General features: G+C 71.8%; 12 protein-coding genes. 3 read left to right on the forward strand and 9 right to left on the reverse strand.

What is annotated here, in order from left to right:
* Positions 1-3: 3 nt before the first annotated feature.
* The 5 genes from ACZ9QC_RS10960 to ACZ9QC_RS10980 all read right to left on the reverse strand — a co-directional run bounded on the left by ACZ9QC_RS10960 (position 4) and on the right by ACZ9QC_RS10980 (position 8,180).
* Positions 4-2,016: a beta-galactosidase gene (locus ACZ9QC_RS10960; protein WP_472919990.1), complete on the reverse strand. Its 2,013-nt coding sequence runs from the start codon at positions 2,014-2,016 to the stop codon at positions 4-6.
* A complete protein-coding gene (locus ACZ9QC_RS10965; protein WP_472919991.1) occupies positions 2,016-4,244 on the reverse strand; it encodes a 1,4-beta-glucanase in 2,229 nt (742 codons plus the stop codon). The genes ACZ9QC_RS10960 and ACZ9QC_RS10965 overlap by 1 nt, the downstream gene beginning before the upstream one ends.
* A 226-nt stretch (positions 4,245-4,470) precedes the next feature.
* Positions 4,471-5,433: a carbohydrate ABC transporter permease gene (locus tag ACZ9QC_RS10970; protein ID WP_472919992.1), complete on the reverse strand. Its 963-nt coding sequence runs from the start codon at positions 5,431-5,433 to the stop codon at positions 4,471-4,473.
* Positions 5,430-6,464: an ABC transporter permease gene (locus ACZ9QC_RS10975; RefSeq protein ID WP_472919993.1), complete on the reverse strand. Its 1,035-nt coding sequence runs from the start codon at positions 6,462-6,464 to the stop codon at positions 5,430-5,432. The genes ACZ9QC_RS10970 and ACZ9QC_RS10975 overlap by 4 nt, the downstream gene beginning before the upstream one ends.
* Before the next feature lie 27 nt (positions 6,465-6,491).
* The gene (locus tag ACZ9QC_RS10980) at positions 6,492-8,180 is read right to left on the reverse strand and encodes an extracellular solute-binding protein (RefSeq protein WP_472919994.1); all 1,689 of its coding nucleotides are present in this window, start codon (positions 8,178-8,180) and stop codon (positions 6,492-6,494) included.
* Between the two features lie 388 nt (positions 8,181-8,568).
* On the opposite strand from ACZ9QC_RS10980, the gene ACZ9QC_RS10985 reads away from it, so the two are divergent.
* Positions 8,569-11,421: a glycoside hydrolase family 3 C-terminal domain-containing protein gene (locus tag ACZ9QC_RS10985; RefSeq protein ID WP_472919995.1), complete on the forward strand. Its 2,853-nt coding sequence runs from the start codon at positions 8,569-8,571 to the stop codon at positions 11,419-11,421.
* Positions 11,422-11,566: 145 nt separating this feature from the next.
* Here ACZ9QC_RS10985 and ACZ9QC_RS10990 read toward each other — a convergent pair whose 3' ends face one another.
* Positions 11,567-13,054, reverse strand: a complete 1,488-nt coding sequence (locus tag ACZ9QC_RS10990; RefSeq protein ID WP_472919996.1) for an aldehyde dehydrogenase family protein — start codon at positions 13,052-13,054, stop codon at positions 11,567-11,569.
* A 192-nt stretch (positions 13,055-13,246) separates the two neighbouring features.
* On the opposite strand from ACZ9QC_RS10990, the gene ACZ9QC_RS10995 reads away from it, so the two are divergent.
* Positions 13,247-13,597: a hypothetical protein gene (locus ACZ9QC_RS10995; RefSeq protein WP_472919997.1), complete on the forward strand. Its 351-nt coding sequence runs from the start codon at positions 13,247-13,249 to the stop codon at positions 13,595-13,597.
* Positions 13,598-13,616: 19 nt separating this feature from the next.
* Here ACZ9QC_RS10995 and ACZ9QC_RS11000 read toward each other — a convergent pair whose 3' ends face one another.
* Positions 13,617-14,063, reverse strand: a complete 447-nt coding sequence (locus tag ACZ9QC_RS11000) for an anthrone oxygenase family protein (protein WP_472919998.1) — start codon at positions 14,061-14,063, stop codon at positions 13,617-13,619.
* A gap of 90 nt (positions 14,064-14,153) precedes the next feature.
* Between ACZ9QC_RS11000 and ACZ9QC_RS11005 the strand changes: the two genes are divergently transcribed.
* A complete protein-coding gene (locus ACZ9QC_RS11005; protein ID WP_472919999.1) occupies positions 14,154-14,738 on the forward strand; it encodes a TetR/AcrR family transcriptional regulator in 585 nt (194 codons plus the stop codon).
* Between the two features lie 74 nt (positions 14,739-14,812).
* On the opposite strand, the gene ACZ9QC_RS11010 is transcribed toward ACZ9QC_RS11005, so the two are convergent.
* Both ACZ9QC_RS11010 and ACZ9QC_RS11015 read right to left on the reverse strand, forming a co-directional pair.
* Positions 14,813-16,675 carry a PucR family transcriptional regulator gene (locus ACZ9QC_RS11010; RefSeq protein WP_472920000.1) on the reverse strand — a complete coding sequence of 621 codons (1,863 nt, stop codon included), beginning with the start codon at positions 16,673-16,675 and terminating at the stop codon, positions 14,813-14,815.
* A gap of 241 nt (positions 16,676-16,916) precedes the next feature.
* Positions 16,917-19,064: an ATP-binding protein gene (locus ACZ9QC_RS11015; protein ID WP_472920001.1), complete on the reverse strand. Its 2,148-nt coding sequence runs from the start codon at positions 19,062-19,064 to the stop codon at positions 16,917-16,919.
* Between the last annotated feature and the right edge of the window lie 137 nt (positions 19,065-19,201).

Here is a 19,201-nt window from a genome sequence, read left to right on the forward strand (position 1 = left end):
CGGTCACGGCTTCAGCACCGCCACGCCGTGCCGGCCGAGCGAGAGCGAGCCGGTGACGGTCGCCCCCGTCAGCAGGTCGCGATGGGTACCGGGCACGTCGACGGTGACCTCGTCGCGGCCGTGGTTGAGCACGAACAGCAGGTCGCCGCGCCGCACCGCCTCGACCCCGCCGGGCAGTCCGTCCAGCACCGGCCGTACCCCGGCGTCGGCGGCGATCCGCTCCAACAGGGCACGCAGTTCGGCCGGTTCGGGCAGCGTGGAGACGTACCAGGCGCGTCCCTTCCGCAGCACCGCCGGGAGGCCGTCGAGTTCGCCGCCCTTGTAGGGGACGACCTCGTCCGCGTCCGCCGGCTCGATCTCCTCGGACCACAGCGTTCCCCGGAAGACGCCCCGGGCTCCGTCGCACTCGATCTCCTCCCCCGGGTCCAGCGGCCACCACTCGTGCAGGGTTCGGATACCGAAGAGGTCGCGGAGCCGGGCGTCCATGCCGCCGGGGCGCACCCGGTCGTCCTCGTCGGCGACACCGGTCAGGAAGCCACTGACGAGGGTGCCGCCGCCCCGTACGTACACGAGGAGGTTGTCCACGGCGGCGTCCGTGAGCAGGTAGAGCTGCGGTACGACGACGAGCCGGTGGGCGGAGAGGTCGTGCTCGGGGTGGGCGAAGGCCGTGGTGAGGTTGGCCTCCCAGAGCGCGCGGTGCCAGGCGCGTACGACCTGCGGGAGATCGACCTCGGACGACAGCCGGCCGTCCTGGGCACCGGCCCACCAGGAGTTCCAGTCGAACAGCACGGCGATGTCCGCCTGGATGGGCCGGCCTGTCACCTCGCCCCCGATGGCCGCGAGTTCCTGTCCGAGCTGCTTCACCTCCTGGTAGGTCCGCCCCTGCTCGCCCGCGTGACCGACCATGCCCGAGTGGAACTTCTCGGCGCCCTGCCGGGACTGCCGCCACTGGAAGTAGCAGACGGCGTCCGCGCCCCGGGCCACGGCCTGGAAGGACCACAGACGGTTGAGCCCCCGGGGTTTCGGGTGGTTGACGCCGCGCCAGTTGACGGGCCCTGCGGCCTGTTCCATCAGCATCCAGGGGCCGCCGCCCGCCTGGGAGCGGGTCATGTCCTGGACCAGGGCGCCGCTCTGCGCGCCGAGCGGATCACGCGGATCCGGGTAGAGGTCGACCGAGACGACGTCCTCCTCCTCGGCCCACCGCCAGGCGTCCTGCCCCACCCACATCGGCATGAAGTTGGTGGTGACCGGCAGATGGGGGGTGTGCCGGCGGACGATGTCGCGCTCCATGACGTAGCACTCCAGGAGCATGTCGCTCGTGAAGCGTTTGAAGTCGAGCACATGGGTGGGGTTGCGCAGGTAGTGGGCCCGGCGCGGTGGGAGGATCTCGTGCCAGCCGTCGTAGCCCTGGCTCCAGAAGGCGGTGCCCCAGGCGTCGCCCAGCGCTTCGAGTGTGCCGTACTTCCGCCGGAGCCACGTCCGGAAGGTGCGCGCCGCCTCGTCGCCCCAGTCGTAGGTGCAGTACTCGTTGTTGATGTGCCACATCGTGAGGGCCGGGTGGTCGGCGTAGCGGGCGGCGAGATCCTCGGTGATGGCGGCGGCATGACGCCGGTAGACGTCGCTGGAGTGGGAGAAGTGCTGGCGGGAGCCCCACCACTCGATCCGTCCGTCCTCGTCGCGCGGGAGGGTCTCGGGGTGCAGGCGCCCCATCCACGGCGGCGGGGAGGAGGTGGGGGTGGCGAGGACGACACCGATCCCGCTCGCGCGCATCAGGTCCATCAGCCGGTCCAGCCAGTCGAACTCCCGTGCCCCGGGCCGGGGTTCGAGCTTCGCCCAGGAGAAGACACCGAGCGTGACGGAATTGACGCCCGCCTCCCGCATCAGGCGTAGGTCCTCCTGCCACACCTCCTCGGGCCACTGCTCGGGGTTGTAGTCGCCGCCGAAGAGGATGCGGCCCCGGGTGGCGTCGGCCAGGGACGGTCCCGTCAGCCCCGTCGGCCCCGTCGGCCCCGGCATCAGACCGGCTCCCCGTACTGGATGCCGCGCCCGTTGGTGGCCAGGTACACACGGCCGTACACGCGCGGGTCGCCGACGATGACCTCACCGGTCCAGCCCCACTGGTGCGCGTCGTCGTTGATACGGGTCCAGGTCTTGGCGGCGTCGTCGGAGCGGTGGACGGCGGTGCGGGTCTCCGTCGAGCCGACCTGGTAGATCGCCGGGTAGTCGGCGCCCGGGGCCGCCTTGCCGAAGCCGAGGGTGTACGAGGCCCGGCAGCTGTCGACCTTCGAGAAGGCAGCCCCCTCGTCGGTGGACCGGTACAGCCCGTTCGTCTTCGCGCTCAGCCACAGGTCACCGGCGCGTCCGGGGGCCGCGACCAGCTTGAACTGGCTGTCCCCCGCGGGCAGTCCGGTGGCCCGGGCCGAGAAGGAGGCACCGCTGTCCGTGCTCGCGTACAGCGTTCCCGTGTCGGTGTCGTAGGCGTAGAAGCGCGCCGGGTCGACCGGGTCGGCGACCGGCGTGGCGCCCTTGGGGAAGGTGGGGACCTCGGCCCAGGTCGCGCCGCTGTCGGTGGAGCGGTGGGCCGCGTACTTCGTGCCGTCCCAGTGCACGAAGGACCACAGCAGCACGCCGGCGTCGGCGCTCACGGCGATCGGTCCCGGAGCGTCCTTCGCGATGTCGGGCTGGGCCCCGAAGGGCTCCCAGGTCCGGCCGCCGTCGTTCGAGCGGGCGCCGTTGCCGTGGTCGCCCCAGCCGGTGCGGACCACGTACGACGGCTTCTTCGCGGCCTGCGCGAGTCCGGTCGCCGATCCGAACACGGGGTTCGACGCCATGCCGCGCGACGGGGAGGCGGTGAGCCGCTCGTGGTACATCGTGCCGATGTCCCCGCTGCCGCTGATCAGGTGCGCCTGCCCGGTCGGGGGCGAGATCAGCTGGCGTACCGACGCCTCCTCCAGGCCCCTGATCTGCGGGGCCCAGTTCTTCAGGTCCCGGGTGCCGTAGAGGGTCGCGCCGGTGCCGTAGACAAGGTGCTTGGAATCGTAGGGGTCGAGGGCGAGCGCCTGGATCCACCAGCCGAACTTCGGCTTGTCGGCGCCCCACTTGAGATAGGGGGTCTCGGACACGTCGAGGACGGCGGAGTCCTTGAGGGAGGTCCAGGTGCGGCCGCCGTTCGTGGACCGGAACAGGGTGTCGATCTCCGCCCAGCGGTTGTTGGTGGACACGACCACCGTGCCCGGGCGGCGGGCGTCGACGGCCACCCCGCCGTAGCCGAAGGCGTCGGTGCCGCCGTCGGTCGTGGTGCCGCCCGGCTGCACGGGGGTCACCTCGGTCCATGTGCCGGTGGTGGTACGGAGCTTGTGCACACTGCCGTCCGACTGGCCGTTGGGGCCGGGGGCGTTCGCGTACGTCAGGTACAGCTCGCGGGTGTGCCGGTCGTAGGCGGCGCGGATCGGGACCTTGGCGGCGGCGCCGGTCGGGCTGCCGGGGACGGCTTCCCAGGTGGTGCCGTCCCCTGTGCGGTAGAGGTTCGCCGTCGCGGAGGTGCCGTCGGCGTCTCCCCAGCCGGCGTACACGGTGCGGCCGGCGGCCACGAGCAGGGTGACGCCCTGGCCGGAGGCGCTCGGGGTCGCGGGGAAGCCGGTCGCGGGCGCCCAGGTGGCGCCCCGGTCCGTCGACCTGAGCAGACCGTCGTGCCGGGTGCCCAGCCACAGGGTGTCACTGTCGCGCGGGTCGACGAGGAGCCGCTCGCCCGCGCCCCGGCCGTCCTCGTTGGCGCCGAGCTTCACGGTCAGGTCGCTGCGGGTCCAGGTGGCGCCGCGGTCGTCGGAGCGCAGGATCGCGCCGTTGCCGGCCCAGGGCTGGGTGTAGGTACCGAGGGCGAGGTAGACGCGGTCCGGGTGGGCGGGGTCGAGGGCGATGGCCTCCACGCCGAGGAGGTTCCAGTCGTCCCAGCCGAGGTGGTCGGTCAGCGGGGTCCAGCGGGCCTTGTGGTCGTCCCAGCGGTAGGCGCCGCCGATGTCGGTGCGGGCGTAGGCGAGACCGCGTCTCGCCGGGTGGAAGAGGACGCCGGTGACGAAGCCGGTGCCGCCGATCACGGCGTTGCGCCACCGGTAGCCTCCGGCGGTCGGGCGGCTTCGGACCTCGGTGGCGTGGGCCTGGGTTGTCAGTGCGGGGAGGGTGGTGAGGGCCGCGGTGGCTGCGGTGCCGGCGAGTACGGTGCGGCGGGTTGGGTGGGGGGTGCGCATGACATACCTCGTCTTGTACGGGAGTGAACGGGTGGATCGCCCAAGAGCTCGGAGGGTTCGGCTCGTTGGCGAGTACAGGTGGTTCGTGGCTGGTCGCGCAGTTCCCCGCGCCCCTAACAACTCCGGGCGAGCCCCATGCGCCCAGGGGCGCGGGGAACTGCGCGAGAAGCCCCACGAACCCGCAGCCGCCCACGCACCCGAACCCCGGAGCTAAGAGGCGCCCCGGTCAGCCCTTGACCGCGCCGGTCAGCATGCCCTTCTTGAAGTGCTTCTGGACGAAGGGCGAGAGCACCGCGACCGGCAGCAGGGCCATCACCATGACCGCCATCTGGACGGCCAGCCCCGACAGCTGACCGGTCCTGATCGCCTGGCTCAGACCGACCGGGGCCTCCTGCTTCTGCACGAGCTGGATCATGACGTTCTGCAACGGCATCATGTCCTGGTCGTTCAGGTAGATCGACGCGTTGAACCACGCGCTCCAGTACCCGACCGCGTAGAACAGCGTGATCACGGCGAGGACCGCCCGGGACAGCGGCATGACGATCTGCCAGAGGATCCGGAGGTCACCCGCGCCGTCGATGCGCGCGCTGTCGATGAGTTCCTGCGATATCCCCATGAAGAAGCCGCGCAGCACCAGGATGTTGAAGATGCTCACCGCGCTCGGCAGGATCAGCGCGAGATAGGTGTCCATCAGTCCGAGGGACTGCACCAGCAGGTAGGTGGGGATGAGCCCCGCGCTGAAGAACATCGTCGCCAGCAGCGTCATCAGGATCCAGCGGTGTCCGAAGGATCCGCTGCGCGACAGGCCGTAGGCGCACAGGACGGACACCGCCATGGAGAACACCGTGCCGACCAGGGTGATGAGGATGCTGATGACCGCGGCGCGGGTGACCTGGCCGCCGCTGAGCAGTTCCTCGTAGGCGATGAAGGTGATGCCCTTGGGCACGACCACCAGGCCGCCCGCCTCGTCGATGGTCTTCCGCGACGACAGACTGGTGACGACCACGATCCACAGCGGGAAGAGGACCGCCAGACAGGCGAACGACAGGGCGATCCCCTTGCCCGCGAGGCCGGCCTTCGAGGGCGCCTCCTCCCAGGCGGGTCGGGGCGGGGCCTGCCACCAGCGGGGCGCCCTCTCCCGGCGGTCCGGCTCGGTGTCCTGGCGCGGCCGCGCCATCACGGACGTCATTTCTTGTACACCCCCTGCTCGCCCATGAGATGGGCCACCTTGTTGGCGGCGAGCACCAGGCCGATGCTGACCACGCCCTTGACGAGGCCGGCGGCGGCCGCGTAACCGAAGTCCTGGTTGCGTACGCCGTTCCACCACACGAAGGTGTCGAGGACCTCCCCCGCGCCCGGTCCGACGCCGTCGCGTTGCAGCAGGATCTGTTCGAACCCGACGGTCAGGGCGTCGCCGACGCGCAGGACGAGCAGCAGGGCGATCACCGGACGCAGGGCGGGAAGCGTGACGTGCCACATCCGGCGCCATCGACCGGCGCCGTCCATCGCGGCGGCCTCGTAGTGGTCCGTGGGCACCGAGGCCAGCGCGGCGAGGAAGACGATGATCCCCCACCCGGCGTCCTTCCACACGCTCTGCGCGGTGATCAGGAAGGGGAAGGTGTCCGGGTTGGTCATGATGTCGAGGCCGTCGTAGCCGTTCTGCCGCAGCAACTGGGACAGCATCCCCGCGCCGCCGAACATCTGCTGGAAGACGGCGATGACGAGGACCCAGGAGAAGAAGTGCGGCAGGTAGAGCACGGCCTGGGCGACGGCTCGCACCCGGGGCCGGATCACGCTGTTGATGAGCAGCGCGAGCAGGATCGGGATCGGGAAGAACAGCACCAGCTGGACGAAGAACAGCACCAGCGTGTTCTCGACGGCGTTCCAGAAGGCCGAGTCCTCGAAGATCCGCTGGAAGTTCTCCAGGCCCACGAAGGGACTGTTCAGCATGGACACGATGCCGTTGTCGCTGATGTAGGGGTCGTAGTCCTGGAAGGCGACCGCATTGCCGAGCACCGGCAGGTAGTTGAAGACCAGGACCAGCACGACGGCCGGCAACGTCATCAGGAGCAGGACCCGGTCGCGTCGGAACCTGAGCCGCAGGCTCAGCTTCTCCGGGGGGCGTTGCTGGGGGGAGCCGGTGGTGCCGTCGGTTGTCGCCCGGGTCTTCACCGGCGTGCTGGCCTCGGTCTCGCTGCGAGGCACCGTGCTGTGGGACACAGCCGTTCTCCTTGCCTCAGAGCCCGGTCAGCTCGCCGCCGAACCGTTCTCGTCGAGGAGCTTCCTGTACCAGTCACGCAGCTTGTCGCCGCCCTTGCTCTTCCAGTCGGACACGGCCTGCTGCATGTCGCTGATCTTCTTGTGCCCGCGGATGATGTCGTCCTCGAGCTGCTCGAAGTCGTTGGCGAGGTTGGTGTAGCGGGAGGGCTCGGTGATCTGCAGGCCCCAGAAGGACGACTTCTTGGTGAAGGCGCCCATCCGCTGCTGCCATTCGACCTGGGCTCTGGTGTAGTCCGGGAGGTCGGGGTGCGCGATGGTCGGGGCAGGGCTCGCCACCATGACGTAGGCGTTGATGACCTCGTTGTTGCCCTTGTCGTTCTTGACGGGGACGCCGTCCTTGAGCGTGTAGTGGGTGCCCTCGACGCCGTAGTTGGTCATCATCCACTCCTTGGTGCCGTACGGCGCCGCGGTGACGTTGGCGACCGCCAGCACGTCGCGGATGACGGACTCGGAGACCTTCTTGTTGACGAAGGCGAAGATGTTGGCCGGCATCGTGGCGTACAGCGTCGGGTCACCGCCGTCGTGGCCCCAGATGTCCATGCCCCAGACCTTGACGTCGGGGTTCTGGGTCGAGAAGGAGGCCTGGTGCCCGTACCAGCCGGACATGTCGGTGTTCCAGATCAGGAACTCGCCGGCGGCGAACTTGGGGGCCGGGTCGCCGATCTGGCTCTTGCCCAGCTTGAAGTTGGGGTGGACGACTCCGGCGGCGAACAGCTTCCGCGTCCACTCGATGGCTTCGAGGTACTCCGGGGTCTCGATACGGTTGATCAGCTTGCCGTCGACCAGGTTCCACCAGAGCGGCTTCTCACCGCCCCCGAGCACGCCGAAGTTGCTGAACGCGGTCCACTTCATGTCACCGCAGGCCCACCGCTTGGCCCTGGGGTTGGTGATGTCCTTGCACAGGGCCATGAACTCGTCGGCGGACCGCGGGATTTCGTAGCCCTCCTTGTCGAAGATGTCCTGGCGGTAGAGCGGCACGATGTTCCCGACGTACCCGGCGGGCATCGGCAGGCCCATCAGCTTGCCGCCGAAGATGGAGCGCTGCCAGGCGTCACTGGGGATCGCCGCGAGGTTGGGATACTCCTTGACCCTGTCCCCGGACAGGTACGGGCCCAGGTCGGCGAACTTGCTGATGATGGCGCTGGGTATCTTGCCCATCATGTTCCAGCCGGGGATGACGACCACGTCCGGGACGTCGCTGGAGGCGAGGACAGCGCCGAGCTTCTGGTCGTAGGTGCCGCCGTCCTGGTTGCGCCACTGGACGTCGACGCCGATCAGGTCGTTCATCGACGTGTAGTAGGCGTTGTCCTGCTTGGGCGGCGAGCCCCAGAACGGCGACATGATGGTGACCCTGCCGCCCTTGCCGAGCTTCTTGGTGACCGACGTCCTGAGGTCGGCGCTGTCGAGCTTGGCGGTGAAGCCCATCGACGAGCCGTTCTTCGCCGGGATGTCCGGCTTCACCACGTCGCTCGCCACGTACGCCGGGAGGATCTTCTTGGCGTCCTTGCCCGACGTGGTGCCCTCGCGCGAGCCGCTGTCCGAGCCGCCGCAGGCGGACAGCAGCGGCAGCCCCCCGGCAACCGCTGCGGTGGCGACCGCCGTGGAAGCGAGGAAGCTTCTCCGGCTCGGGGCGGGGGTGGCGGAGTTCGGCGTCATTGCGTCAACCCTTCATGGCGCACACCAGGACACCCGGCGGTGGCCGTCGGCTGCGGTGTCTGTGAGGAACTGGCTGTGCTGAAGCGGTGAACCCTCGAGCGGCGGAGGGAGGTGAGCACGCGACGAAGCGTTGCCCTCCACAGTCGAAGCGCTTCGATGTTGCTGCGAGGTTAAGTGAACGACCGGGGGTGCACAAGGGTCGATTCCCAGATTCCTCGGCGGTGTGGCCGACCGGAGCACCCCCCTCCGGCCTTCGCTGTCCCGGCCTGTATGTCGGGGCGGAAACGGATCTGTTGCGCCTTGGTCTCTTGACACCCGCCCTACGGTCGAATGAGCATCGAAGCGCTTCGAAAGCGCCCTGTCGCTCCATCGCAAAGGGAACCCCAACGTGACCGCACAGACGACGCCCACGCCGCCTTTCCGCGATCCGCAGCTGCCGCTCGCGAAGCGCATCGACGATCTGCTCCAGCGGCTCACCCTGGACGAGCGGGTCGCCTTCCTGCACCAGTTCGCCCCCGCCGTCGACCGTCTGGGGGTGGCCGCCTTCCGCACCGGCCAGGAGGCCCTGCACGGCGTGGCCTGGATGGGCCCCGCGACGGTGTTCCCGCAGGCCGTCGGCCTTGGCGCGACCTGGAACGAGGACCTCGTCCGCCGCGTCGGCGAGGCCGTCTCCACCGAGGTCCGCGCGATGCGCGCCCGCGACGACCGCGTCGGCCTCAACGTCTGGTCCCCCACGGTCAACCTGCTGCGCCACCCGCTGTGGGGCCGCAACGAGGAGGGCTACTCCGAGGACCCCAGGCTGACCTCGGCGATCGCCACCGCGTACACCCGCGGCCTGCGCGGCGAGCACCCCACCTACTGGCGTACGGCTCCCGTGCTCAAGCACTGGCTGGCGCACAACAACGAGACCGACCGCTCCACCACCTCCTCCTCGGTCCGCCCCCGGGTCCTGCACGAGTACGACCTGCGCGCTTTCCGCGAGACCGTGGAGGCGGGCGCCGTGGCCGGGGTGATGCCCGCGTACAACCTGGTCAACGGCCGCCCCAACCATGTCTCGCCCCACCTGGCCGAGCACCTGCGCCGCTGGACCGACGAGCACCTGCTGGTCTGCTCGGACGCGGGCGCGCCGTCGAACCTCGTCGACTCCGAGCACTACTACGCCACCCACGAGGAGGCGACCGCCGCCTCGCTGCGCGCCGGGGTCGACAGCTTCACCGACCACGGCACGGAGAGTTCGACGATGACCGGCCGCATCCGGGGCGCCCTGGACAAGGGCCTGCTGACGGAGGAGGACATCGACCGGGCGGTCCGCCGCCAGCTCTCGGTGCGCTTCCGCCTCGGCGAGTTCGACACCGACGCCGACCCGTACGCCGCCGTCACGGACTTCGACACCCCGGCCCACCGCACCCTCGCCCGGGAGGCCGCCGAGCAGGCGATCGTGCTGCTGAAGAACGAGGGAGAGCTGCTGCCGCTCGCGGCCGACACCCGGATCGCCGTCGTCGGGCTGCTCGCCGACGAGTGCAAACTCGACTGGTACAGCGGCAGCCTCCTCCACCGCTCCACCCCGCTCGAAGGCCTCTACGACCGCTTCGGCGCCGAGCGGGTGACGTTCGCGGAGGGCGTGGACCGCGTACGTCTGAGGGCGCTGTCCACCGGCGCGTGCGTGTCCGTGCCCGAGGCCGCCGGGGCCGCCCACGAGGTGCGCGGCGCGGAGGGCGCCCTCGACCCGGCGCTGCTGGCCGGCCGCACCGATCTGCCCCCGCTCACCACGGACCCGGACGGCACCGAACTGGCCCTCGTCGACTGGGGCGGCGGCGTCCTCACCTTCCGCGCCCCCGACGGCCGTTACCTCTCGGTCGCCGACGACGGGTACCTGCGCGCCTCGGCGGACCAGCCGGGCGGCTGGATCGTGCAGGAGACGTTCCACCTGGAGCCCTCGGGATCCCACGGGAACGGTCACCTCCTCAAGCACGCGGGGACAGGCCGGTACGTCACTGTCGGCGCCGACGGCGTGAAGGTTGCCGACGGGAATCCGGAAACCTTCGAACTCGTGGTGGTGCAGTCCGGCGAGGAGGCCGTGGCCAGGGCGGCCGCCGAGGCCGACGTGGTCCTCGTCGTCGCGGGCAACGACCCGCACATCAACGGCCGCGAGACCGAGGACCGCACCGGCCTCGCGCTCCCCGCCCACCAGGAGCGCCTGCTGCGCGCGGCCCGCGCCGCCAACCCCAGCACCGCGCTGATCCTGGTCTCGGCCTATCCGTACGCGGTCGACCCCGCCGACCTGCCCGCCGTCCTGTGGACCGCGCACGGCGGCCAGGCCGCGGGCACCGCCCTGGCCCGGGTCCTCGCCGGCGACGTCTCCCCGGCCGGGCGTCTCCCGCAGACCTGGTACACCACCGACGCCGACCTCCCCGACCTCCTCGACTACGACGTGATCGGCTCCCGGCAGACATACCTCTACTTCGAGGGCACCCCGCTCTTCCCGTTCGGCCACGGCCTGTCGTACACGGAGTTCGCGTACGGAAACCTGGTCGCTCAGGTGGGTGACGACGCCCTGACGGTCTCCTTCACCGTCACCAACACGGGCGCGACGACGGCCGACGAGGTCGCCCAGCTGTACGTCCGCGCCGAGCACCCGTCGGTCCCTCGCCCCCGCCGCGAGCTGGTCGGGCACCGCCGGGTCACGCTCGCGCCTGGCGCCTCGTCCGAGCTGACCTTCCGACTCCCGCTCTCCGTACTGCAGTTCTGGGACGTGGCCCACGGCACCTGGCATCTGGAGCCCGGCGCGTACGAACTCCTCGCCGGCGCGTCGAGCGAGGACATCCGTCTCCGTACGACCGTCACCGTCGAGGGCGAACCCGTGGCCCCGCGGGCGGTCGTGACGCACGGCCTGGACGCGGCGGACTTCGACGAGCAGCGCGGCACGGAGATCGTCGACCGCGCCAAGGAGTCGGGGGACGCGGTGACACCGACGGGCGGCGGTGCCGGTGAACTGCTCTTCCGCGACTGCGACTTCGGCGCCGGGATCACCGGCGTCGAGGTGGAGGTGTCCGGGGCGGGCACCGTCGAGTTCTCCCTGATCGGCGGCCCGGTCCTCGCCACGCTGACAACGGACCGTCCCACCGGCGACCCGTACACGTACACCACGCTGCGCGCCGACCTGACGGCCGCCGGCGTGCACGACGTCCGCCTGGAGCTGCGCGGCCCCCTGCGGCTGGCGCACGTCGGCTTCTCCGCTTGAGGGTCCGGAAGCAGGCCGACGCACAGAAGGGGCCCGGCACCGGAAGGCATCGGTGCCGGGCCCCTTCATCCCGGGATCTGCCCCCAGGCTACCTGAAAACGATTGTCAGAAGCTAGGGGTGGGACGGGGTGATCTCAGTGGGGCGTCAGAGCTGGAGTCCCGTCAGGACCATGACCCGCTCGTAGGTGTAGTCGTCCATCGCGAACTTCACGCCCTCGCGCCCGGTCCCGGACTGCTTCACGCCGCCGTACGGCATCTGGTCGGCGCGGTAGGACGGCACGTCTCCGATGACCACGCCGCCGACCTCCAGCGCGCGGTGGGCACGGAAGGCGGTCTGCAGGTCGTGGGTGAACACGCCCGCCTGGAGGCCGTACTTGGAGTCGTTGACGGCGGCGAAGGCCTCCGCCTCCCCGTCCACCTTCCGCACGGTGAGGACGGGGCCGAAGACCTCCTCGCAGGAGACGGTCACGTCGGCGGGCACGTCGGCCAGGACCGTCGGCGCGTACGTGGCGCCGTCGCGCTTACCGCCGGTGAGGAGGGTGGCCCCGGCGTCGACCGCCTCCTGGACCCATGCCTCGACCCGCTTGGCGGCGTTCTCGTCGACCAGCGGTCCGACGTCGGTGGCACCGTCGGACGGGTCACCGGTGACCTGGGCCTCGACTGCGGCGACGATGCGCGGCAGCAGCCGCTCGTACACGGACGCGTCCGCGATCACCCGCTGCACCGAGATGCAGGACTGGCCGCCCTGGTAGTTCGAGAAGGTCGCGATACGGGTCGCGGCCCAGTCGAGGTCCTCGTCGCTCGCGTAGTCGGCCAGGACGACCGCCGCGCCGTTGCCGCCCAGCTCCAGGGTGCAGTGCTTGCGCGGCACCGAGTCCATGATCGCGTAGCCGACCTTCTCGGAGCCGGTGAAGGAGATCACGGGCAGCCGCTCGTCCTGGACGAGGGCGGGCATGCGGTCGTTGGCGACGGGGAGGATGCTCCAGGAGCCGACGGGAAGCACGGTCCCGGCTCCCGCGCCTGCCGCGGTCGCCGCGTGGGCCTCGGCCTCGGCGAGCAGCTCTCCGATGATCAGACCGGAGAGCGGGGTGGCCGGGGCGGGCTTCAGGATGATCGGCACACCGGCCGCGATCGCCGGGGCGATCTTGTGGGCGCAGAGGTTCAGCGGGAAGTTGAAGGGTGCGATACCGAGGACGGCGCCCTTGGGGAAGCGGCGCGTGAGGGCCAGCCGCCCCTGACCGCCGAGGTCGGTGTCGAGCCGCTGCGCCTCGCCGCTGTTGAACCGCCGGGCCTCCTCGGCCGCGAACCGGAACACGGACACGGCCCGGCCGACCTCGCCCCGCGCCCACTTGATCGGCTTGCCGTTCTCGGCGGAGATCAGCTGCGCGATCTCCTCGGTCCGCTCGGCCAGACTCCGGCTGACCCGGTCCAGGACCGCGGCCCGCACATGCGCGGGCGTCGCCGCGAACTCGTCCCGCACGGCGTACGCGGCGGCCACGGCCTCCTCGACCTGCTCGTCCGTCGGCACACTCACGCTGCCGACCGAGCGGCCGTCCCAGGGCGACGTCACATCGAGCGTGGTCTCACCGGTGGCCCGACGGCCGGCGAGCCAGAAGGCGTGAGTGGCGGTCATAGTCGTTCCCGGCCCTTCGATAAGTGACACTTCGGCTTCCGCTCCACGGTAGGGCCGAGTCGCCGAGGGGTCGTTTGTCCGGCACGTATGAGTACAGCCGGGGGTTGCGCCGGATTGGACGAGTGGGGCACCGACACCGCCGGAATCAGGCCCGTCGGACCCGACCGGAGCGCCGCCTGCGAGGATTCCCCCGTGAGCTACGACCTCGCAGTGTGGGACGGCGCACGCCCACTCGACGACGATCAAGCGGGCTCGGTCTACGACGAGCTCTATGCACGCTATCTGGAGTCGGACGAGGTCACCACGCCCCCGACCCCGGCCATCGCGGCCTACGTCGAGGCACTCCTCCAGCGATACCCGGACGACATCGACGGCGACACCGTCTGGGCGTCGCCCCCGGTCGTCGACGAAGCCTCGGGGCCGATCGTCTACCTGGTCATGTCCTATCGCGCGACCCAAGAGGTCCTTGATCACGCCGCTTCACTGGCCCACGAGCACGGGCTCGTCTGTTACGACCCACAGGCGGCGTGCCTGCGGGCGTGAGCCACGGGCGCAGGCGGGCTCAGGCGAGGGCCGCGACCAGCAGGGTGAAGGCGGCGATGATGACGGCGACGCGGGCGTAGTGGAAGCGGTCCCAGCGGTTCGCCTGCTCCTTCCAGTCCTCGGGTCGGTTCTCGGGCGTCCAGGTCCTGCCCCGGTTGTTGATCGGGACGAGCAGCAGAAGCGACATGATCACGCTGACGACCAGCAGAACCCCGGCGGTCACCACGAGACCGGTGCCGCGGTGCTGCCATCCGGCGACGGCCCAGACCGCGACAAGAACGAGCGACGTGACGTACCAGACCGGCATCACGGCGCCGAGCATCCGGCCCCCGCGGGCGCGGCCGAGCACGGCACTCTCCTCGGGTAGTCCGTCGAGGATCGGGTTGATGACGAAGGCGACGGAGAACTCCACCCCCACCATCAGGCCGATGACCACCGTGGTGAACACCTCAAGTGCGTCGAGCATGATGACCCTCCGGGAATCTAGCGCCGCTAGCTGATGAGGCAACGCTAGACCTTCCATCGCTCGATTGTCTAGCGATGCTAGGATCGAGGCATGTCGGTTCAGGAACGCAAGGAGCGCGAACGGGCGGTCCGCGAGCGCCTCATCGTGGCCACGGCCCGCGAACTCGCCGAGGATCAGGGCTGGGACGCGGTCACCACCCGTCGGCTCGCGGAGCGCATCGAGTACAGCCAGCCCGTCCTCTACAGCCATTTCCGCGGCAAGCGCGAGATCATCGGAGCCGTCGCCCTGGAGGGGGCCACCGAGATGGCGGCGGCGCTACGAGCCGCGGCCTCGGCGTCGGCCGCAGGGGGCGCCCGCTCCCGGGTCACCGCCCTGGCCCGCGCCTACCTCGACTTCGCCGAACGCCACCCGGCGGTCTACGACGCCATGTTCCGGCTCGACGGCGGCCTGGCGTTCGCCCACGAGGACACTCCCGGACCACTGAAGGACGCCTTCGCCGCCCTGCTGGAGAACCTCGACGAGGTCGCCGGGGACGGCGTCCACCCGGGACTGTTCACCGAGGTGTTCTGGGCGGCCCTGCACGGACTCGCCAGCCTCACCCGCGCGCGACGACTCCCGCCCGAGGACACCGGACGCAGGGTGGAGCTGCTGGTGGACCGGCTCGCCATCGTCTGAGGGGCCCCGGCGGGCCCGCAGCCGCACGGGCAGGGAAGGGGATGGGTAGGCGGGTACGGGTACGGAAGTGCGCCCTACTCCCCGGCCGCCGCCGTGGCCTTCAGCGCCAGCCACAGCTCCATCCGCACGTCCGGGTCGTCCAGGGACCGGCCGAGGATCTCCTCCACCCGGCGCATCCGGTACCGCAGCGTGTGCCGGTGCACTCCCAGGTCCGCGGCAGCCGCGTCCCACTGGCCATGGCGCGACAACCAGGCCCGCAGGGAGGCGACCAGGTCCCCCCGCCCCGTCGCGTCGTGCTCACGCAGCGGGCGGAGCAGGCTGTCGGCGAAGGCCCGCACGGCGTCGTCCCCGAGCAGCGGCAGCACGGACCCCGCCGCCAGCTCCTCGTGCTCGACCAGACAACGCCCCCGGCGCCGGGCCACGGACAGCGCCTGCTCGGCCTGTTTGTACGCCGCCGCGGCGGCGATCGGCCCGGCCGGCGCGGACAGCCCGACCACGAGTTCCTCCTCCTCCGCGCCCCCACCGACTGCGGCGGAGCCGGGCGCGCCGACGGACACCGGGTCCCGCCCCGCCGCCCGAGCCGTCTCCAACGCCACCGCGAACTCCCCGCACGCGGCCACCGCCGCGCCCCCGTCGACGGCGAGCACGACGAGCCGCTCCCCGTCGGGCACCACCAGCACCGCCTCCCCGGCGCGCGCCGCGGCCCCCTCCACCACCTCGACGAGTTGCCCGAGCAGTTCCCCACCCGAGTCGCCACCGACCGCGCCCGCCGGGGCCCGTACGACTTCGGCGGTCACGCCCCCGGCCGCACCCCCTGACCCGACGCCCCCCTGCGCGCCCCCGAGCCCGGACCGAGCCCCGTCCCCGACCCCGCGCGCCCCTACGGAGGCACGCGCGCCCCCGGCCGAACTCACCGACCCGGCCCCGACCGCCTCCTCCACGGCGCCCACCGTCCCCACCGCACCGACCGCCCCCTCCATCCGCGCCCGCGCGGCCGAAGCCGACGCCGCCTCCGCGAGGATCAGCCGGAACGGGGCGTCCAGGAGGCCCCCGTACAGATCCCCGGCGACGGCGCGCGCGTGGTCGCACTCCCCCGCCAGCAGCATGCGCAGCACCGCCGCGCCGATCCGCTGCTCGGCGGCGTGCAACGAGCCGGACCGTTCCGTGGTGAGGGTGAGGAGGGCGATCGCGGAGTGCACGGCGTACCGCTCGGCCGTACCGAGAGCCGCCGCCGTGCCGACGGCGAGGGCGGCGCGGGCCCGGCGGCCGGTGCCGAGGGAGTGCAGTTCGACGCGGTCCTCGCCGCCGACGACCGCGCTGGCCGGAGCGGGCCGGTCCCGCAGCCGTTCGACGTCGGCGACGAGCCGCCCGGCCCGCCGCTCCGCCCACTCGGGCGCCACCGCGACGACCGCGCCGGAGGCGTCGTACAGGGCCGCCCACCCGTCGACCTGCCCGGCGAGCGCGCCCAGCAGCCCCTCGGGTCCGGCGGCCAGGGCCTGCCGGGTGAGTTCGCGCTGCGCGGCGAACCCCGCCGTCACCGCCCGGTACTGCTCGGCGGCGATCGCGGCGGACACCGCCTTGCTGATGGCGAGGAAGGGCGTACGCCGGGGGACTTCCAGCAGGGGCAGCCCCTCCCCCTCGGCCGCGTCGACGAGCGCCTGGGGGATGTCCTCGTAGTGCACCCCGACGGCGAACCCGAGCCCGACCACCCCGGCCCCCACCAGCCTCCGGACATAGCGCCGCATCGCCTCCGGATCCTCCACGTCCAGCTTCAGCGCGGTGATCAACAGCAGCTCCCCGCCCTCCATGTACGGCACGGGGTCGGCGAGCTCACTGGCGTGCGCCCAGCGCACCGGCACGTCGAGGCGGTCCTCGCCCGCCCGCACGGTCAGCTTGAGCGCGGAGTGGTGGACGAGCGAGGCGAGCGTCGGGGGCATGGGACCTTCAGGTCGACGTCGGAGGCGAAAAGAGGACGGGGCGGGGAAGACGGGGCGGGGGACAGACAATGCCTTTTGGCCGCCGCGTATGAACGGCCTGTCCCGATTCTGCCTCACCGTACGATCACAAGTCCCACGCACCGCACACCGAATGGCTCAAATCGAACGCACCCGAAGACCCGACGAACGGCCCTCCGGCGACCCCACGAGGCCCCCGACGGCACCCCTCGGCCCGCGCCGCTCAGCCCCGCAGGTCCACCAGCAACGGCGGCGCGTGCTCGCCCCGCACGTTCGTCAGGGACAGCACCGCGTGCCCCGGCGGCACCCCGTGCGCCAGTTCGGACGCGGACCAGCGTTCCCGCTCCACCTGCCGCACGGTCACGGCCCGGGCGGTGGGCGCGTGGCCGGTCATGACGCGGCGCAGCGCGTGCCAGGCCTTGCCCGCCGGGGAGTCGGCGATGATCTGCCGGTCGGTGACGTCCCTGGCCTCCGTCCACTCCTTGCCCCACACTTCGGCGAAGTCCTGCCCGTCCCACGGGGTGAGGCCGGACAGCGCCATCCGGCAGCCGGTGGCGCCGAGGAGCGGACCGCGCAACGGCCGGGGTACGTCGTCGAGGGTGCGCAGGGTGAGGACGGCCCCCGCGTTGGTGGACCGCAGCCGCTGGATGCCGCGTACGGCCTCCGGCGTGACCACGCCCGTGGCGTCGTCCAGCACGAGGCAGGCGAACAGCGACCGGTCCTCCCGAACCGCGACGCTCGCGGTGAACTGCGCGAGCACCAGCCGCGCCAGGATGCGCGAGGCGTCGGCGTGACCGCGTTCGGGGAGGTCGATCCGGACCCGTACGGGGTGGTCGAGGGCCCGCAGCGAGAAGGGCCGGGACTGGCCGGAGGTGTCGAAGAACGCGGCGAAGGCGGGCCGGTCGAGCAGGGCGACCCGGTCCGCCAGGACGCTCCCGAGGTCCCCGGGGTGTCCGAGCTGGCGTTCCCGCGCGTCCAGCTCCCGCAGCAGCGACTCCTGCCCCGCGTCCTGGAGGGCCGCGCGCAGCTCGCCCAGCGGGCCGGGGGCGCCGTCCAGCAGCTGCCGCAGCTGCGGCACCGACGGGAACCGGCCGTGCACCGCCCGGAACGGGCCGAGCAACTGGGCGAGGACCGTGGTCGAGCGCCGGCTGCCACCGCCGGGGTGCGGGTCGGCGAGATCACCGACGAGCGCCTCCGCGAGGACGGCGGCGGCCTCGTCGGGATCGGTGGTCCCGCCGTAGAGGTCGAGGTCGTACACGGACTCCGGGTTCCCGATCCGCACGACGACGTCGTAGGCGTCGGCCGGGCCGAGCCCCGCCCCCGCCGCGCCCACGACCACCACGGCGGCCCGCCCGGCGAGCGCGTGCAGACACAGCGACTCGGCGACGGGCCAGACGACGCTGCCGGTCTTCCCCGACCCGGCGGGCCCGACGGCCAGCAGGGACGTGCCGAGCAGTTCGGGGCCGAGGGCGAGGCCCGTGCCGCGGTAGGCGTACGGGTTGCGCGGGTCGTCGACGGTGCCGCCGAGGCGGACCTGCCCGGTGACCAGGTCGTGCCTGGCGAGCCGGGTGGGCAGGTCCCGCTCCCCGGAGGGGTGCAGGCACGCTGCCGCCCCGTCCTTCAGCACGGCGCCGGTGAACGTCGCCAGGCTGTGCCGGCCGCTGCGCACGCCCTGCCACGCCCGCATGATCCGCGCGTGGTCCACGTCCCGCATCAGCCCGGCGCCCGCCTCGGCCACGAGCCGCTCGGCAGCCTCCCCGGCCCCGGCCTCCCGCAGCTGGTTCCACTGGGCGGGGTCGTCCTGGGGCGGTGGTACGACCTGCCGTTCCCGCGGCTGCCGCAGACGCGAGGCACCGTAACGGCGCCAGACCTCGCCCCAGCGGCCGAGCCGTCCCACGCCGACCATGATCGCCAGGGCGACGACCGCGTACCAGACGTAGCTGAGGACCACGGCGGAGTAGGAGTGGGCCGGCGCCCAGGAGTCCGGGATCATGGCATAGAGCGGCACCAGCCACCAGCCGCCGAGGTAGCCGTTCCAGAGCAGGGACCAGATCAGCCAGCCGACGAGGAAGGCGATCAGGGCGCCGCCCAGCAATTGCCGGGCGGGGACGGTCTCCGGCTCCTCCTCCGGCCGCGGCCGGTGGCCGAACCGCCACACTCCGGGGGCCGCGTCGGGCCGGGGCGTCCGCAGCCAGGACAGGAAGGCGTTCCCGTCCGGCCGGGGCGGCACGCCCGGCATTCCCGGTGCGCCCGGCGCCCCCGCGGGCATCGGTGGCACGGGAGGTGCGGCCGGCATCTCCGGCGACCCCGCCGGACGCGGCACAGGATTCGCATGTGTGCCCCGCGCGTCCCGCGTCCCGTCGCTGTTCATCGCGCTTGCCCCCTGACCAGCCGTTCCGTCCACCATCAGCGAGCCAATCTAACGCTCCCGCATGGGGAGTTCACCGTTTACGCGGCCGGGCGGACCCGAGTGCTCACCGTATTACGCGGCAGGGCGCACACCCGTGC

This window comes from Streptomyces sp. HUAS MS02 (assembly GCF_055702265.1).

What these genes read in the sequence shown, in the direction of transcription:
- ACZ9QC_RS10980 (WP_472919994.1), bottom strand. Translation starts at nt 8,180, where the DNA reads ATGACGCCGAACTCCGCCACCCCCGCCCCGAGCCGGAGAAGCTTCCTC.
- ACZ9QC_RS10960 (WP_472919990.1), bottom strand. Translation starts at nt 2,016, where the DNA reads ATGCCGGGGCCGACGGGGCCGACGGGGCTGACGGGACCGTCCCTGGCC.
- ACZ9QC_RS10990 (WP_472919996.1), bottom strand. Translation starts at nt 13,054, where the DNA reads ATGACCGCCACTCACGCCTTCTGGCTCGCCGGCCGTCGGGCCACCGGT.
- ACZ9QC_RS11010 (WP_472920000.1), bottom strand. Translation starts at nt 16,675, where the DNA reads ATGCCCCCGACGCTCGCCTCGCTCGTCCACCACTCCGCGCTCAAGCTG.
- ACZ9QC_RS11000 (WP_472919998.1), bottom strand. Translation starts at nt 14,063, where the DNA reads ATGCTCGACGCACTTGAGGTGTTCACCACGGTGGTCATCGGCCTGATG.
- ACZ9QC_RS10965 (WP_472919991.1), bottom strand. Translation starts at nt 4,244, where the DNA reads ATGCGCACCCCCCACCCAACCCGCCGCACCGTACTCGCCGGCACCGCA.
- ACZ9QC_RS11005 (WP_472919999.1), top strand. Translation starts at nt 14,154, where the DNA reads ATGTCGGTTCAGGAACGCAAGGAGCGCGAACGGGCGGTCCGCGAGCGC.
- ACZ9QC_RS10970 (WP_472919992.1), bottom strand. Translation starts at nt 5,433, where the DNA reads ATGACGTCCGTGATGGCGCGGCCGCGCCAGGACACCGAGCCGGACCGC.
- ACZ9QC_RS11015 (WP_472920001.1), bottom strand. Translation starts at nt 19,064, where the DNA reads ATGAACAGCGACGGGACGCGGGACGCGCGGGGCACACATGCGAATCCT.